We start from the raw sequence: 13,586 nt of genomic DNA, 5'->3' as shown, positions 1-13,586 counted from the left end.
AGGGCTGCCGGGGACGGCAATAGGATCAAAACACGGATGTTGCAGCGTTTGTCAGGGATTATCGAGCAAGCATGGCGCAGCGGAGCTTCCCGCTCTTCATCCGCGCTGGGACGCTCACCCCGGCAGCCCTTCTTTTCGCGGCTTCGTGCGAAGTACGACGCTGCGAATACGACGCTCGACAACATGAAACATTGGTCTCGAGCCGATGGTTTGTCGTCCGCTACAGCGAATAGCCCCGATGTGCGTCGAACACTTCGCAATCGGTCGCGTTACGAGGTCGCCAATAACAGCTACGCTCGCGGGATCACGTTAACGCTGGCGAATGATGTCGTGGGCACTGGGCCACGTTTGCAAATGCTGACGCCGGATGATGCCGCGAATCGTTTCGTTGAAGCGGAATTCTTTGCTTGGGCGGAAGCGGTCGGCCTGGCGGAAAAGCTGCGGACTATGCGGCTGGCTCGCGTTTCAGACGGTGAATCGTTTGGTTTACTGACCAGCAACGAACGAGTTGCATCAACCGTGAAGCTCGACGTGCGGTTGATCGAAGCCGACCAAGTTGCCTCGCCGACCTTGGTCGCTGACCGCGCACGATACATCGACGGCATTAAGTTTGATGCCGACGGAAACCCTCTCAGCTACGACGTGCTTCGGGAACATCCTGGCGATGTTACGTTCACGATTGACGAAGAATTCGATACGGTGCCGGCCGCCGCTGTGTTGCACTACTTCCGTTGCGATCGACCGGGTCAGATTCGCGGTATCCCCGACATCACGCCGGCGTTGCCTCTCTTCGCACAACTACGCCGGTTCACGCTTGCCGTACTTGCCGCTGCTGAAACTGCCGCCGAGTTCGCCGGCATCCTGTACACCGACGCTCCGGCAAATGGTGAAGCAGATTCCGCTGAACCGTTCGAGCCGATCGAGCTTGAAAAGCGAATGCTGCTCACGATGCCCGGCGGCTGGAAGATGGCTCAAATGAAGTCGGAGCAACCTTCGACCACTTACGCCGAGTTTAAGAAGGAGATTCTCAACGAGATCGCTCGTTGTTTGAACATGCCTTTCAACGTCGCCGCGGGGAATTCGTCGGGTTACAACTACGCCAGTGGGCGACTCGATCACCAAACCTACTTCAAGTCGATCCGTGTTGAGCAAACCCAACTTGCTCGCGTCGTTCTGGATCGCGTTTTGAATGCTTGGCTTCGCGAGGCCATTCTCATCGAGGGCTATCTGCCCAATTCGCTTCGCACACTCGACTCAACGTTCGAGCACCAATGGTTCTGGGATGGTCACGAGCATGTCGATCCCGCCAAAGAAGCCAATGCCCAAAAGATCCGGCTCTCGAATCATACGACTACTCTGGCCATCGAATTTGCGCGGCAGGGGCGTGATTGGGAGACGGAACTCAAACAGCGTGCCAAAGAAGTGTCGCTGATGCGTGAGCTTGGTCTGTCGGCCAGCGATGAAACTCAACCTCAACCCTCAACCAAGGTCACGGAAGACAATGCCGAAGACACAGCACGCGCCGCTTGAAGCCGACGCCGAATCCGTCCCAAGTTCGCTACGAATCGTTTGTGACGATGCGGCGACGATCACGCTCGCCGCGGCCGAAACGCCAGAAGAAGGCAAGCCTTCGCTGCGTAAGTTCTCGATGACCGCATACACCGGCGGTGTGATGCGGCTCGGCGGTTGGCCTTATCCAGTCGTTGTCGACTTGGCCGGCATGCGAGTGACACGCAAGTCGCGTCCAATTTTGAAAGACCACGATCGCGGCAGCATTGTTGGACACACCGACGACATTGCGATCACCGACAAATCGCTCGAAGTCGCCGGCGTGATCTCGGGCGTGGGTGCTACAGCTCAAGAAGTGATCGCGACCAGCGAGAACGGTTTCCCGTGGCAAGCCTCGCTGGGTGCGAGTGCCGACAAGGTTGTTTTCATTCCTGAAGGCAAAACGGCGAACGTAAACAGTCGCGAATTCAAAGGGCCAGTCTATGTCGCTCGCAAGTCAACGCTGGGCGAGGTTTCGTTCGTCGCTTTGGGTGCCGACGACGATACCGAGGCTCGCGTCGCTGCCGGCAACTACGCCGAGGGCGATGATCCCAGCGACACGGATGAAGACACAGACGACCTTGAACCCGTCAACGCAAGTTTGAATATGAGCACGAAGCCAAAGACGCAATCCAAACCTGCGAATTCTCCTGTCGCTGAAATGCGAGCTGAAGCTGCTCGTGAATCTCGTCGCATCGCCGGCATTCGCATGGTGTGTGACAACAAACATGCGTCGATCGAAGCCGATGCAATCGAACAAGGATGGAGCGTCACGAAGACGGAGTTGACTGTGCTACGAAGCGAACGACCGAAGGCTCCTGAATCCGGCACGTCGAAACCTGGATTCACCCGCGAAATCTTGGAAGCCGCGGCTTGTTTGTCCGTCGGTATCGACGAAAAGACGCTGCTGGCCAGCTACGGTGAACGCACTTTGAACCAGGCTGATCCGATGCGACACATCGGTTTGAAAGAACTGGTCGCAGAATGCGCTCGCATGGAAGGCATCGACGTTCCACGTGTTTTCGGTGACGGTACTGCGACGATCCGTGCCGGCTTCTCGACCATGAGCCTGCCGAGCATCCTCGAAAACGTGATGAACAAGACGCTGTTGGCGGCCTACACCAACACGCCGATCGCCGCCTTTGATCTCTGTAGCGTGGGAACCGTGTCGGACTTCAAGGAAGTCTCGCGTTACCGTTTGCTGGGTACTGGCGGGTTCGAGCAAGTTGCACCCGACGGCGAGTTGAAGCACGGAAAGTTGTCCGAGCAGAAGTACAGCAACAAGGCTGACACTTACGGTCAGATCTTGATGCTGACTCGACAGGACATCATCAACGATGACTTGTCGGCATTCATGGACATCCCACGTCAAATGGGACGATCGGGTGCCGAGTCGATCGACGATCTGTTCTTCACGCTGTTGCTCAAGAACGCTGGGTTCTTCACCGGCGGCAATGGCAACTTGTTGTCCGGAACCGACACGAAGTTCGGTCCCGACAGTTTGACGGTTGCCAAGACGACTTTCCGCAAGCAGAAGGCTGGTCCTGGCAACAAGCCGAAGGATCAAAAGCCGATCAACATTCGGCCCGAGTACTTGGTTGTTCCGGTCGAGCTGGAAACCGAAGCGGAACTGCTGATGGGTTCGGCACAGTTGATGATCGACGCTCAAGGTTCGCCGACCAAAATCCCGGTCGACAACCCCCACCGCAACAAGTACCGCGTCATCAGCACACCGCATTTATCGGATTCGTACTACACCGGCGCGAGTGGCAAGGCTTGGTATCTGTTCGCCAATCCCAACATCCTGCCGGCGTTCGAGATTGTGTTCCTCAATGGTCGTCGTACGCCGGTGATCGAACGAGTCGAAATGCCACCGAACATGCTGGGCATGGGTTTCCGCTCGTACATCGACTTTGGTGTGAACTCGCAAGATTACCGCGCTGCCGTGAAGGTTACTGGCGAAGCGTAGGTAACTCGCTGATGCAAAACAAAGCACTTAGTGAAATCAAAACAACACAATGAGTATGGAACACACTTGCTCCGTCGTCAGCTTTGGCGGAGGAGTAAACTCAACGGCGATGCTCGTCGGCCTTGAGGAACGCGGTGAGCCGCCAGACCATATCCTTTTTGCAGATACTGGTGGTGAGAAGCCGGAGACCTACGACCACCTTGAGCGAATGCAGTCTTGGCTGAGATCGAAGGGTTTTCCAAAGATAACAACTGTTAGAGAGGGGAATGGATTAGAAGATGATTGCATCGCTCGTGACACTCTTCCAGGAAAAGCTTTCGGATTCGGGTCATGCAGCGAGCGGTTTAAGATTCGACCTCAAAGACGATGGGCAAAACAACTAGGGCATGAGAATGTTGTTTGGCTTGTCGGCATTCACTTCGGCGAACGTAAACGAGCCGAGAGGACGCTGAATCAGCGAAACGATGTTTCTTTTCCTCTCATTGATTGGCGATGGGATCAAGAAGACTGCGTTGAAGCCATTCGATGTGGAGGTATTCCCGTTCCCGTCAAATCTGCATGCTTCTTCTGTCCAGCGATGAAGAAGAGGGAAGTCATTCAGTTGAGCAAAGACAATCCATCGCTATTCGCAAGGGCGGTGGAAATGGAAGATGCCGCACTTGAAAGTGGAAAAATCACAACAGTAAAGGGACTTGGTCGGTCATGGTCGTGGAGGAGCCTCGTTGCGGCAGACGCGTCGCAACTAAAGCTTTTCGACGATACGCAATCACCAATCTGCGACACCTGCATCGACTGGTGAGCCGGTAAGGATTCAGTCTCGACTGTCACGTATCAATTTTCAAAAGGAATGTCATGAATACAGCAGATTTTGTTCAAGAGGGAGCGGCCGTCGACTACACGCCCGACGCCGATCTCCCGGCCGGTAGTGTCGTCGTGCAAGGCGAATTGGTTGGCATCACCAAACACGACATCAAAGCCAACGTACTCGGTGCGATCAGCGTCGAGGGCGTCTTTGATGTCGCGAAAGATCCCGCGATCTCGGTGTCGGCCGGTGCCAAGGTTTACTGGGACGCGACCGCTGGCCAATCGGTCACGACTGCGACCGGCAACAAGTTGCTCGGCAAAGCCGTGCTTTCCGCTGGCACCAACACACCCATCGTTCGTGTTCGACTTAGTCAATAAGGATGGTCATGGCGTCGATCAGCCAGGTAACGGCCGACCGGGCCAAGGCGATCGAACGTCTGGTGCTTGCCGAAGACCGAAAGACCAGCCAGTGGCTTCGGGCATCCCCGTTCGCAACTTGCCTCTGCATCGCCGTCGCTTCAACTGAAGCGACGTGGCGAGTTCAAGCTTTACTTCCCGACAAGGAAGTCGTCCAGCTCGGTTACTACGTTCGCTCGTCCAAGACGGGCAGCAAACTATTCAATCCATCGAAGCCGTTGTACTTGAAGTCGGAAGTGATGTGCGGACTGCCCATTCGCTTCGTTGCAACGGTCGAACAAATCAACCCGATCCTTTGGGTCATTTTCAAGAGTTAAGGAGCACTCACTGCATGAACGCAACACTGCGAGCCATCATCGCCGCGTGTGTCCTGTGTCTGGCAAGCGGCTGTTTGCCCGAACAACCTGTTCAGGTGCGACCGCTCCCGGCCCCCGCGCCGGAGCAACCCGCCGCGAACTTGCCCAACAAGCTGCATCAACGCAATTGGACCGGCAAGCTCAACCAGGGCAGCTGCGTCCACGCCTCGCTGGTGAACCATCTGCGTTGGCTCAATGAGTACGAACTTGGCGAACGCTGGCGTGCCACCTACAGCGATGGCGAATGGGACTCGCGATTGCGAAGCCGACTCGACGCTGCCGACATCGACTACAGCTACACCGTCAAAGCCGACCCACGATTCCTTGATTGGGCAACGGCCACTCGGCGCGGAGCGATTCTGTGGTGGAAGCCGGCCCACTGCTGCACTTTCGTCGGCTGGGTCAATCGGGATGGCCGGCAATACGCCGCGATTCTCGACAACAACTATCCCGGCCGCTTTGAACTCACACCACGCGAGCAGTTCGTTCGCCTTTGGGCTGGCTATGGCGGATTCGCACTCACGGTTCTCGACGACCCGGCCAGCTCCTTGCCCTATCGAAGTTATGAGGTGATTCAATGAACGATGGAATTCGGATTCGATTGAGCGTCGGTCTTGTCGCCCTGGCGATCATTCACGCACTCTTACTAGGCGGAGTGTTCACGGCATTGCGACCATGTCCGACCGTCCAGCCCGAGGACGACAAATGGAATGTACCCAATGCGGTCTCGCCCGCTCCACGCGTTGGTAGGATCGAGAAGTTTGACGAGCCACAGTCAGTAAACCTGAGTGCTCAAGGCGAAATCAAACAACAGTCGGTGTCGATTTGTCCGACGTGCGAACCGACGACGATCTATTCGCCGGCAATCGCACCTCAACCTTCATTGCCGATTGCTGCACCCCAGCCTCAGCCAACGACGAAGAAGTATCAAATTGCTTTGTTCATCGGCAGTGATTCCAAGAGCAAGCAACTGCTTGATTGGTTTAATCGCGATCCGAAGTTATACAAGCTGCGAAACGACTGTGATTTCCAAGTCTACACGTCTGGCAACGCACTCTATCAAACCAGGTTCGCGAGCATCGTCCCTGTCGAACAGTTTCCCGTCGTGCTGTTTCAAGACAACACTGGCGGACACGTTCACGCCGCGGGCCGAGCCATGCTACCCGCCACTGCGGCCGAACTCTACGCCGATCTTCGCCAGGGCTACCAACTCTATCAACAGACTCGGCAGGCCCAGAAGACCGGTGCGTTGAAAACAAGGGGCTATTCGTGGGACGACGCGATCTCACCCAATTTACAACTCAACTCCGAGGATTGTCCCGACGGTTACTGTCCGGTTGAGCCATCCGACAACTGGCGTCCGTTCGATCGCGACCGAGATCGTGACAGTCCTCGCGATCTGTTGTTCGATAGGGCAAACGAAACTCGTAATGCCTTGCTTTGGGCATCGGCAGGCGAACTGGCAACGATCGCGATGATCGTGCTGGCTGTCTTTCTACTCGGATTCATTCTCATCAAGCGAGGCATGTGAACTAATGACGTTACTAACCGGAATCGCAACTGTGGTGGTGTTGCTGTTGATTGCCGTCGCCTTGTTGCCATCGAAGAAACGCGACAAGGACAACGCACAATCAACCAGCGTTATCAATCCGTTCCATTCGCCGGCGCAGCCAGTCAATCTGCGCGAGCAGCAATTGCAGGAGGAATCCGAAGCAATCGCCAGCGAGTATCAACGCCGATCCAACGAAGCGTGGCTGGACGAGTTGAGCGACAAGGCTTCGACGCTGTTGAAAGCCCCAGCGAAACCCGCGGCACGCAAATCGTGAGCGACATGCTGCAACGCGGGCAGTCTTGGTTAGCGGAGAAGCTGACCAAGCAAGCCTCGCGAGACGTCGTGTATCAGCGTGACGATGTCTCCGTCGAGCTGTCCGCCACGATTGGAAAATCAGAATACGAGCAGGATGACGGTGACGGTGTCATCACCCGAGCCCAAGTCCGCGACTTTCTGATTAACACGAAGGACTTGCTGCAATCCGCCATCGGCACCTGGCCTCGCCGCGGCGATCGCATTCTCGAAACCGATGGCGACACAACCTTCGTTTACGAGCTGATGTCCATTGGCAACGAACCCCCGTGGCGATACAGCGACCCCTTCCGCGTCAAGCTCCGCATCCACACTAAACTGGTTGACACGATCACATGACAGCAACGCCCGCAACCGTCATTCAGATTGCCGAAAGCGTCGTCGCGGAAATCAACGCTGGCGACTTTAGCAAGACAAACCTTTCGGCCCAGCGCCTCTACGTTCCCAACTTCGATCTCGAAGACATGAAGGAATTGCGAGTCACCGTGGTGCCTCGCGAGGTTGAATACCTGCCTCTCGATCGAGCGTCGAACAAGTATCACGCCACGATCGACGTCGCAGTCCAAAAGAAGTTCAGCAAGGGCGATGCCAAAGAGATCGACCCGCTGGTGTTCTTTGTTGAAGAGCTGGCCGACTACTTCCGGCTCAAAAGGCTCAATTCATTCGTGGCAGCCCGCTGCGTCAAGGTCGAGAATTCAGTTCTCTACTCTTCCGAACATTGGACGCAGTTCAATCAATTCACAAGCCTGCTGACGTTGACGTTTGAGCTGGCGAAATGATGCACATCAGGGCTCGTGTGCGATTCACACCGGGCCAACTGAAAAAGAAGGTTAACCAAGCGACCTTCAAAAGCATGAATCATGCGGCCGGCACCATCCGGATGACCGCCAAACGATCCATCCGCAAACGCAAAAAACCATCCAACCCAGGATCGCCACCAAGTTCGCCGACCGGAATGCTGCGTCGCGTGCTCCGCTACGAAGTGGACCGCGAACGCGAACAAGCCGTCATCGGTCCGGTCAACGAAATCGCTGGCCGGTTGTGGAACCTGCACGAATTCGGTGGCGTTGTTACCAAGCGACGCAAACTGAAGCGTCATCGGTTCCGCGTTGGCGAACACGGGCCGATCCGTGCGAAACAGCCCGGCAAGTTCGCCCGCATCAAGTTGGTGACGGTCGCTCAAGCCAACCGAGCCACACGACTGATTGAAGAAGAGAACGAACGCCGCGGTGCGACCAAGCCACGCCGATATCCCGCTCGCCCGTTCATGAAACCAGCCCTCATCGCCAACCAAGGTCGCCTGCCAAAGTTCTGGCGTGACTCGGTGAAATAGTCTCTCGACCCATGATGGAATCGAAACATGTCAGCAGAAGTGAAACTCGGTCTCGATGCCGTCCTGACCATCGACGGGGCCGAGATCAAAAACGTCAAGGACTTGACGGTCAATCTCGAAAAAGCCGAAGCCGACGCATCGACTCGTGACAACAACGGCTGGCGAGCGACAGTCGGGACACTGAAAGACGCTTCCATCGAATTCACTGTGCTTAATAAGAACGGCGACACGGCTTTCGGGATGCTGCAGGGACTGTGGAGCAGCGGAACGCCGACGGACGTTGGCATTTCAGATGCTGGTGGTTCGCTGACGCTGACGTGTGAGGTGATGAACTTCAATGTCAATCAAAACCTCGAAGAAGTAGTGTCGGCCGACGTCACCTTGAAACCAACCCAATCGGCGTCAGGCGGCGGAATGAACGTCGGAAGTGGGGCATAACAAGAGAACCTAGGACAACATCCGCTCGGAGCCGAATTTATCAAATGTCACTGAAACCTCATCAAGGGTTGATGTTCGGTTACTTCGAATCGACAGAATTGCTTCTCCGCTCTCCTGCTGAAGTTCATAGATCCCATGGACAAGTCCGGGATGCCGCATGTCGATGTCAGCCATCAAACGCAATCGAATCAGCACTCGTTCGGCGAGCTCTGGCCCTACAAAGACAGGAAGACTTTCACCATTACTGCTAACGAGCGATAACCCATTCGCATTTCGTCGCAGCGTAATAACTGCATCACGATCACGTTGGAGTCGATTTATCAATTCCCGAACTGCGCGGCGGACCGGAGCGTCGTCCTCAATGGCTCGACTATTAAACATCTCAAAGGCTGGGTTATTAAACACAGAGCGAAGCCTATGCATTTGGGGTGATCTTATCGACGGCGATCTTAGCCGAAGCGAGGAACCAACTACTGTATCCGTATAAGGTCAAGTGGATCTACTTGCGAACCAAGATTTAGCACCTTTTCAGATAGTATCGAAGTCACCCAGTAACCAAGTCATGCGTAGTTCGGGTCGAGCGAAACCAAAATGTCTTGGGCCGCCTGAGCTAGACCAGGCGGTATCAGGAAATCTGGTGATTGGCCCTGCCATACCGCAGTTTGCACAAGGCGTTTCCGCGCAGCTTCGATACGCGGGTAATCAGTGTAGCTTTGCATGGCGTGAAGTTGCCAATCATCGGCGTCAAACCGTCCGCTGCGTACTCGTGCGAGAAACATACAAAACACTGATTCCGTAATTTCGATTGGGCCTTCCATTCGGTTAATTGAATCCGCGTGAGTGTAGCGACAAAGTGAGTTGGGAAACCCTACGACTAATGCCTTCAGTGATTTTTGCAATAGAACAATTGTATCGCTCTACGAACCAAAGGTGGGATTTACATGCAGAAATTCATTGATCGTCGCGGACGAGTCTGGATCGTCGACATCGACAACACCACACTTCGCCGCGTGAAGGCTCTCACCGACGTACGATTGCTCGATGCGATCGACGGCGACTTGGTTACACGACTTTCCAACGATCCGTTATTGCTCGGCGACGTGTTGTTCGCGATCTGCAAACCGCAAGCCGATCAACAGGACGTCGACGACGACGCGTTCGCCGAGGGCCTGGCCGGTGACTCGATCGACGAAGCGTGCAAGGCATTGGTGGATGCGTTGGTCGCGTACTTCCCGGAGTCCCGACGCCGTCTTCTGCGGAAGGCGGCCGACAAACAGAAGATGATCGAGGCGCGGGGATTGGCAGCGATCGAGAAACGGCTGGACGATCCGAACTTGGTGGACCGGATTGTGGAGGATCTGGAACGCAAACTCGCGGTGCCGACGTTGAACGACTCATCATCCGACTCGCCGGCATCATCGGAGTCGACCCCGGACCACTGACGCTCCGCCACCTCGTGCAAATGGCCGAAGCGAAACGCCAACACGACTGGCATATCGCCAGCAGCGTGATGGCACTAACGGCCGAAATCAATCGCGATCGCAAGCGTCGGCGAAAGCCGTTCAAGCCGGATGACTTCAATCCCTACACGGTCACGCGGTCCGTTCCGGTGAAAGCCACTGTTGAACAAGTCGCACATCTTCTCAACGCAAGATTCCAACCCCGTGAGAACGATTCTCCATGTCCCAAGTCCGCGCCGGATCCGCCTACGTCGAACTGCTGACCAAGGATGCAGCATTCGTGAAGGGTCTGCGGTCAGCTCAAAAGCGATTGGAATCGTTCGGTGCGTCAACGCGGTTGCTCGGCACCAAACTGATGGGACTCGGCGCGGCCGCTGCGGCACCACTAGCAGGCAGCGTCGCTATCTTCTCCAACTTCGATGACGCAATGCGGGGCGTCGCCGCGATCACGCAAGCGACCGGATCGCAGCTTGAGTCGCTGCGCAATACGGCAAAGAAGCTCGGAGCAACCACCAGTTACTCCGCCAGCGAAGTCGCATCGTTGATGACCGAGCTTGGGCGTGCCGGTTTCAAGCCGGACCAGATCGAGAAGATGACAGCCGCTGTGATGAACATGGCTCGCGCGACTGGCACCGACGCGACTCAGGCGTCTGGCATCATGGCAGCGACCATTCGTCAGTTCGGAATGGAGGCCGGCGAGGCGACACGGGTTGCCGATGGATTGACCGCAGCGGCGAACAAGTCATTCAACACGGTGGAGTCTCTCGGCGAAGCGTTGTCCTATGCCGGCCCCGTCGCCGCTGATGCGAACATGAGCCTTGAAGAGACGCTCGCGATTCTCGGAACGCTTGGCAATATGGGCATTCAAGGCTCGTCTGCCGGTAATGCGATGCGCCGGCTTCTGACGATCAGTGCCGCGGAATCCGAAAAGTTCAAAACCATATTTGGCGTCACGACGAAAGATGCCAAAGGCAACGCTCGCTCACTGGTCGACATTCTCGGTGAGGTCGCCGCGGCTACCTTGCCGACACATGGACCGTGTTCGTTGGTCAAGTGAAGTCGATGTGGAATTCGACCGTCGGGTTCCTGAAAAAAGCATGGATCAAACTCAAAGGTCTGTTCGACGATGACATCAACGTCGATGTCGAAATGGCGAAGATCGACGCTGACACTCGTGCGGCAGATGCCGCCGAGGAACAACAACGCCAGCAAGCAATTGTTGAGCGTCAACGTCGCCGATCGAAACGTAAGGAGCAGATCGAAGCCAATCGCGTCGAGATGCAAAAGGGTGGGAACTGGTGAGCAGTGATTGTGAAGACCCCGGCGATCCACCCAGTTCGTCCGGTTCATTCGATGGAGCAGTAGCGGGGATGACAGCATGATGCATTGCCCACATCTAACGCCCGACAACCAATGCGAAGTGGCATGCCAACTCGCTGGCTGTCGGGTGCAAACCACGCCAACCGCCTGTAACGCGTGCCAGACCAACGACAACCCGTGCGCGATCAACGTCGTCACGATTGGCATGGCATTGGTCAACAAGAAGCGACGCAAACAAGACATCACCGAGTTGGAAGCACTGCTTCGCAACTACATGCCGGACGAAGACCCGATGCCGGCGACGCTGAAGATGAGCAGCTACCGGCCCGGCCCAGGCAACGAACTTAAAAAGATGATCGCTTGGTTTGCCAAGCCAAGCGAAACGTGCAACTGCGAAACCCGCGTCGACACGATGAACGACTGGGGTGCCGAAGGTTGCCGCCGAAACATTGACACCATCGTCGATTGGTTACTCGAAGAAGTCGGATTGGCACAGCTTTGCGAAAAGGTGATGCGTTTCCCGGCGACGGACCCGAACGTCAGCGACGACCAACTGACTCAAATGCTCAAGTCGTGGATCGTCAGTCGCAAATCGGAAGCCAATCGAGACAAGACGGTCTCCGGCGCAAAGTATCCGCACCTATGTCGCTTCGTGAATCACCTTCACGCGGGGCTGGGCGATTCACTGCGAATCATCTCCGTCGAACGAGACATCGAAGCCTCGATTCGCTCGCTGCAGAACCGTAGCGAGAAACATCGTGGCCAATGGTTCGCGGCGAACGATGAGGAGTGTGAGGTTCTGCAGCGCATCGTCATCAAACGAGTCACATGACATGTACGACAACTTGCCTGAGTATCTATGCAACTTGACGATATTCATGTCATCCATTGCCCCAATGTACGCTCGCGCACAGCCCTCGTAGACACGAAGGAGAGGCACAAGCGATGGCACCGCCTCTTTGTGTAGCCACAGCGCGTTGGATGTCTTTGCGTCCGGTCTCGCACACGCATCCTTGATGTCTCGGCGATGATTCGTCATTCTTCAACACGCTGCAAAGAAACCGTCAAGGACCCATCGTGCAACCAATATACCTAGACAACTGTTCCACGACTCGGCTGGACTCAAGCGTGCTTGCAGCCATGCTTCCCTTTTTCACCGAGAACTTTGGAAATCCAGGGACGCCGCACGAGGCCGTAGGTGGCGTTGTGCAGCGAGCGATTAGGCAAGCCCGTGAAGCAGTTGCCACTTTGATTAACTGTATTCCCAACGAAATTGTTTGGACCAGCGGGGCAACTGAGGCAAATAATTTGGCAATCCTTGGCTTGGCATCTAAGCAGCCGCCAGGCAAACGCCACATCATTACTCAGGCTACCGAGCACTCCGCGGTTCTCGAGCCATGTCGCCATCTTGAAAGCGAAGGATGGCAGGTCACCTATTTGAATGTTGATGAGTTTGGAAACATTGACCTCGACGAGTTGAGAAATTCGATTCGTGACGATACCGCGCTCGTTTCAATAATGTGGGGCAACAACGAAATCGGCACGATACACCCGGTCGCAGAGATTGCATCCATCTGCGGTGAACTAGGCATTCCGGTCCACTGTGATGCAGCTCAGGCAGCAGGAAAAGTGGCGATTGATGTTGAAGCGGTTCACGTCTCATTGCTGACCCTTTCCGCGCACAAGTTTTATGGCCCCAAGGGAGCGGGGGCGTTGTATATTCGCGACTTGGGAAAGGCAAAATCAATTGATCCGCGACTGTACGGCGGTGGCCAGGAAAAGGGAATCCGGCCTGGCACGCTGAATGTACCCTGCATCGTTGGACTTGGTGAGGCATGTCGCTTGGCGTCACAGAACCGTCGAGCATGGAGTGAGCACATCTCGGGTCTTCGAGATCGATTTGAGACTATGCTCCTTGAATCATTGAAAGGCGTCTCGGTAAATGGTAATCGAGAGAGCAGATTGCCACACATCAGCAACATCGCATTTCTTGGTGCCGATGGTGAAGGTCTGCTTACAATGCTATTACGCTTGCCAAACGACGGTGAAGAGTGGGGCCGATGCTTGTGAGATGGGG

19 protein-coding genes are annotated in these 13,586 nt (G+C 55.5%); 17 read left to right on the top strand and 2 right to left on the bottom strand.

From position 1 onward, the window contains the following. The first annotated feature begins 183 nt into the window (after positions 1-183). The 12 genes from Poly21_RS09490 to Poly21_RS09435 are packed head-to-tail and all read left to right on the top strand — an operon-like array spanning position 184 to position 8,729. On the top strand, positions 184-1,530 hold the full coding sequence (locus Poly21_RS09490; protein WP_302118261.1) for a phage portal protein: 1,347 nt from the start codon (positions 184-186) through the stop codon (positions 1,528-1,530). Continuing rightward, positions 1,502-3,517 (top strand): phage major capsid protein, encoded by a 2,016-nt coding sequence (locus tag Poly21_RS09485; RefSeq protein WP_146406581.1) that lies wholly within the window; start codon positions 1,502-1,504, stop codon positions 3,515-3,517. The genes Poly21_RS09490 and Poly21_RS09485 overlap by 29 nt, the downstream gene beginning before the upstream one ends. Positions 3,518-3,566: 49 nt before the next feature. Next, positions 3,567-4,316 (top strand): phosphoadenosine phosphosulfate reductase domain-containing protein, encoded by a 750-nt coding sequence (locus Poly21_RS09480; protein WP_146406580.1) that lies wholly within the window; start codon positions 3,567-3,569, stop codon positions 4,314-4,316. A 53-nt stretch (positions 4,317-4,369) separates the two neighbouring features. Next, on the top strand, positions 4,370-4,699 hold the full coding sequence (locus Poly21_RS09475) for a DUF2190 family protein (RefSeq protein ID WP_146406579.1): 330 nt from the start codon (positions 4,370-4,372) through the stop codon (positions 4,697-4,699). Between the two features lie 8 nt (positions 4,700-4,707). Then, positions 4,708-5,055 carry a hypothetical protein gene (locus Poly21_RS09470; protein ID WP_146406578.1) on the top strand — a complete coding sequence of 116 codons (348 nt, stop codon included), beginning with the start codon at positions 4,708-4,710 and terminating at the stop codon, positions 5,053-5,055. A 14-nt stretch (positions 5,056-5,069) separates the two neighbouring features. Further along, a complete protein-coding gene (locus Poly21_RS09465; RefSeq protein WP_146406577.1) occupies positions 5,070-5,675 on the top strand; it encodes a hypothetical protein in 606 nt (201 codons plus the stop codon). After that, a complete protein-coding gene (locus Poly21_RS09460) occupies positions 5,672-6,625 on the top strand; it encodes a hypothetical protein (protein WP_146406576.1) in 954 nt (317 codons plus the stop codon). The genes Poly21_RS09465 and Poly21_RS09460 overlap by 4 nt, the downstream gene beginning before the upstream one ends. Positions 6,626-6,629: 4 nt before the next feature. Next, the gene (locus Poly21_RS09455; protein ID WP_145171157.1) at positions 6,630-6,920 is read left to right on the top strand and encodes a hypothetical protein; all 291 of its coding nucleotides are present in this window, start codon (positions 6,630-6,632) and stop codon (positions 6,918-6,920) included. A 5-nt stretch (positions 6,921-6,925) separates the two neighbouring features. Beyond that, positions 6,926-7,297 carry a hypothetical protein gene (locus Poly21_RS09450; protein ID WP_436967492.1) on the top strand — a complete coding sequence of 124 codons (372 nt, stop codon included), beginning with the start codon at positions 6,926-6,928 and terminating at the stop codon, positions 7,295-7,297. Next, positions 7,294-7,737, top strand: a complete 444-nt coding sequence (locus Poly21_RS09445) for a hypothetical protein (protein ID WP_146406574.1) — start codon at positions 7,294-7,296, stop codon at positions 7,735-7,737. The genes Poly21_RS09450 and Poly21_RS09445 overlap by 4 nt, the downstream gene beginning before the upstream one ends. Further along, positions 7,734-8,291 carry a hypothetical protein gene (locus Poly21_RS09440; protein WP_146406573.1) on the top strand — a complete coding sequence of 186 codons (558 nt, stop codon included), beginning with the start codon at positions 7,734-7,736 and terminating at the stop codon, positions 8,289-8,291. Before Poly21_RS09445 ends, Poly21_RS09440 begins: the two co-directional genes overlap by 4 nt. Before the next feature lie 27 nt (positions 8,292-8,318). Beyond that, positions 8,319-8,729, top strand: coding sequence for a hypothetical protein (locus Poly21_RS09435; RefSeq protein WP_146406572.1), 411 nt, complete (start codon positions 8,319-8,321; stop codon positions 8,727-8,729). 9 nt (positions 8,730-8,738) lie between these two features. Here Poly21_RS09435 and Poly21_RS09430 read toward each other — a convergent pair whose 3' ends face one another. Together Poly21_RS09430 and Poly21_RS09425 are read right to left on the bottom strand one after the other, a co-directional pair. Further along, a complete protein-coding gene (locus Poly21_RS09430; RefSeq protein WP_146406571.1) occupies positions 8,739-9,110 on the bottom strand; it encodes a hypothetical protein in 372 nt (123 codons plus the stop codon). 179 nt (positions 9,111-9,289) lie between these two features. Continuing rightward, positions 9,290-9,508, bottom strand: a complete 219-nt coding sequence (locus tag Poly21_RS09425) for a hypothetical protein (RefSeq protein WP_146406570.1) — start codon at positions 9,506-9,508, stop codon at positions 9,290-9,292. A gap of 162 nt (positions 9,509-9,670) precedes the next feature. On the opposite strand from Poly21_RS09425, the gene Poly21_RS09420 reads away from it, so the two are divergent. The 5 genes from Poly21_RS09420 to Poly21_RS09395 all read left to right on the top strand — a co-directional run bounded on the left by Poly21_RS09420 (position 9,671) and on the right by Poly21_RS09395 (position 13,579). Next, positions 9,671-10,171, top strand: a complete 501-nt coding sequence (locus Poly21_RS09420) for a hypothetical protein (protein ID WP_146406569.1) — start codon at positions 9,671-9,673, stop codon at positions 10,169-10,171. Positions 10,172-10,409: 238 nt separating this feature from the next. After that, positions 10,410-11,246, top strand: a complete 837-nt coding sequence (locus Poly21_RS09415; protein ID WP_146406568.1) for a phage tail tape measure protein — start codon at positions 10,410-10,412, stop codon at positions 11,244-11,246. A gap of 5 nt (positions 11,247-11,251) precedes the next feature. Beyond that, positions 11,252-11,491, top strand: a complete 240-nt coding sequence (locus tag Poly21_RS09410) for a hypothetical protein (RefSeq protein WP_146406567.1) — start codon at positions 11,252-11,254, stop codon at positions 11,489-11,491. 76 nt (positions 11,492-11,567) lie between these two features. After that, positions 11,568-12,341 carry a hypothetical protein gene (locus Poly21_RS27315; RefSeq protein ID WP_302118254.1) on the top strand — a complete coding sequence of 258 codons (774 nt, stop codon included), beginning with the start codon at positions 11,568-11,570 and terminating at the stop codon, positions 12,339-12,341. A gap of 245 nt (positions 12,342-12,586) precedes the next feature. Next, a complete protein-coding gene (locus Poly21_RS09395; RefSeq protein WP_302118252.1) occupies positions 12,587-13,579 on the top strand; it encodes a cysteine desulfurase family protein in 993 nt (330 codons plus the stop codon). Positions 13,580-13,586: the final 7 nt, after the last annotated feature.

It is taken from the genome of Allorhodopirellula heiligendammensis (assembly GCF_007860105.1).
Classification (GTDB): Bacteria; Planctomycetota; Planctomycetia; order Pirellulales; family Pirellulaceae; genus Rhodopirellula; species Rhodopirellula heiligendammensis.
The sequence above is the reverse complement of the archived record's forward strand: the minus strand, read 5'-3'. Positions and strand labels throughout refer to the sequence as shown.

What these genes read in the sequence shown, in the direction of transcription:
- Poly21_RS09490 (WP_302118261.1), top strand. Translation starts at nt 184, where the DNA reads ATGAAACATTGGTCTCGAGCCGATGGTTTGTCGTCCGCTACAGCGAAT.
- Poly21_RS09485 (WP_146406581.1), top strand. Translation starts at nt 1,502, where the DNA reads ATGCCGAAGACACAGCACGCGCCGCTTGAAGCCGACGCCGAATCCGTC.
- Poly21_RS09480 (WP_146406580.1), top strand. Translation starts at nt 3,567, where the DNA reads ATGAGTATGGAACACACTTGCTCCGTCGTCAGCTTTGGCGGAGGAGTA.
- Poly21_RS09475 (WP_146406579.1), top strand. Translation starts at nt 4,370, where the DNA reads ATGAATACAGCAGATTTTGTTCAAGAGGGAGCGGCCGTCGACTACACG.
- Poly21_RS09470 (WP_146406578.1), top strand. Translation starts at nt 4,708, where the DNA reads ATGGCGTCGATCAGCCAGGTAACGGCCGACCGGGCCAAGGCGATCGAA.
- Poly21_RS09465 (WP_146406577.1), top strand. Translation starts at nt 5,070, where the DNA reads ATGAACGCAACACTGCGAGCCATCATCGCCGCGTGTGTCCTGTGTCTG.
- Poly21_RS09460 (WP_146406576.1), top strand. Translation starts at nt 5,672, where the DNA reads ATGAACGATGGAATTCGGATTCGATTGAGCGTCGGTCTTGTCGCCCTG.
- Poly21_RS09455 (WP_145171157.1), top strand. Translation starts at nt 6,630, where the DNA reads ATGACGTTACTAACCGGAATCGCAACTGTGGTGGTGTTGCTGTTGATT.
- Poly21_RS09450 (WP_436967492.1), top strand. Translation starts at nt 6,926, where the DNA reads ATGCTGCAACGCGGGCAGTCTTGGTTAGCGGAGAAGCTGACCAAGCAA.
- Poly21_RS09445 (WP_146406574.1), top strand. Translation starts at nt 7,294, where the DNA reads ATGACAGCAACGCCCGCAACCGTCATTCAGATTGCCGAAAGCGTCGTC.
- Poly21_RS09440 (WP_146406573.1), top strand. Translation starts at nt 7,734, where the DNA reads ATGATGCACATCAGGGCTCGTGTGCGATTCACACCGGGCCAACTGAAA.
- Poly21_RS09435 (WP_146406572.1), top strand. Translation starts at nt 8,319, where the DNA reads ATGTCAGCAGAAGTGAAACTCGGTCTCGATGCCGTCCTGACCATCGAC.
- Poly21_RS09430 (WP_146406571.1), bottom strand. Translation starts at nt 9,110, where the DNA reads ATGTTTAATAGTCGAGCCATTGAGGACGACGCTCCGGTCCGCCGCGCA.
- Poly21_RS09425 (WP_146406570.1), bottom strand. Translation starts at nt 9,508, where the DNA reads ATGTTTCTCGCACGAGTACGCAGCGGACGGTTTGACGCCGATGATTGG.
- Poly21_RS09420 (WP_146406569.1), top strand. Translation starts at nt 9,671, where the DNA reads ATGCAGAAATTCATTGATCGTCGCGGACGAGTCTGGATCGTCGACATC.
- Poly21_RS09415 (WP_146406568.1), top strand. Translation starts at nt 10,410, where the DNA reads ATGTCCCAAGTCCGCGCCGGATCCGCCTACGTCGAACTGCTGACCAAG.
- Poly21_RS09410 (WP_146406567.1), top strand. Translation starts at nt 11,252, where the DNA reads ATGTGGAATTCGACCGTCGGGTTCCTGAAAAAAGCATGGATCAAACTC.
- Poly21_RS27315 (WP_302118254.1), top strand. Translation starts at nt 11,568, where the DNA reads ATGATGCATTGCCCACATCTAACGCCCGACAACCAATGCGAAGTGGCA.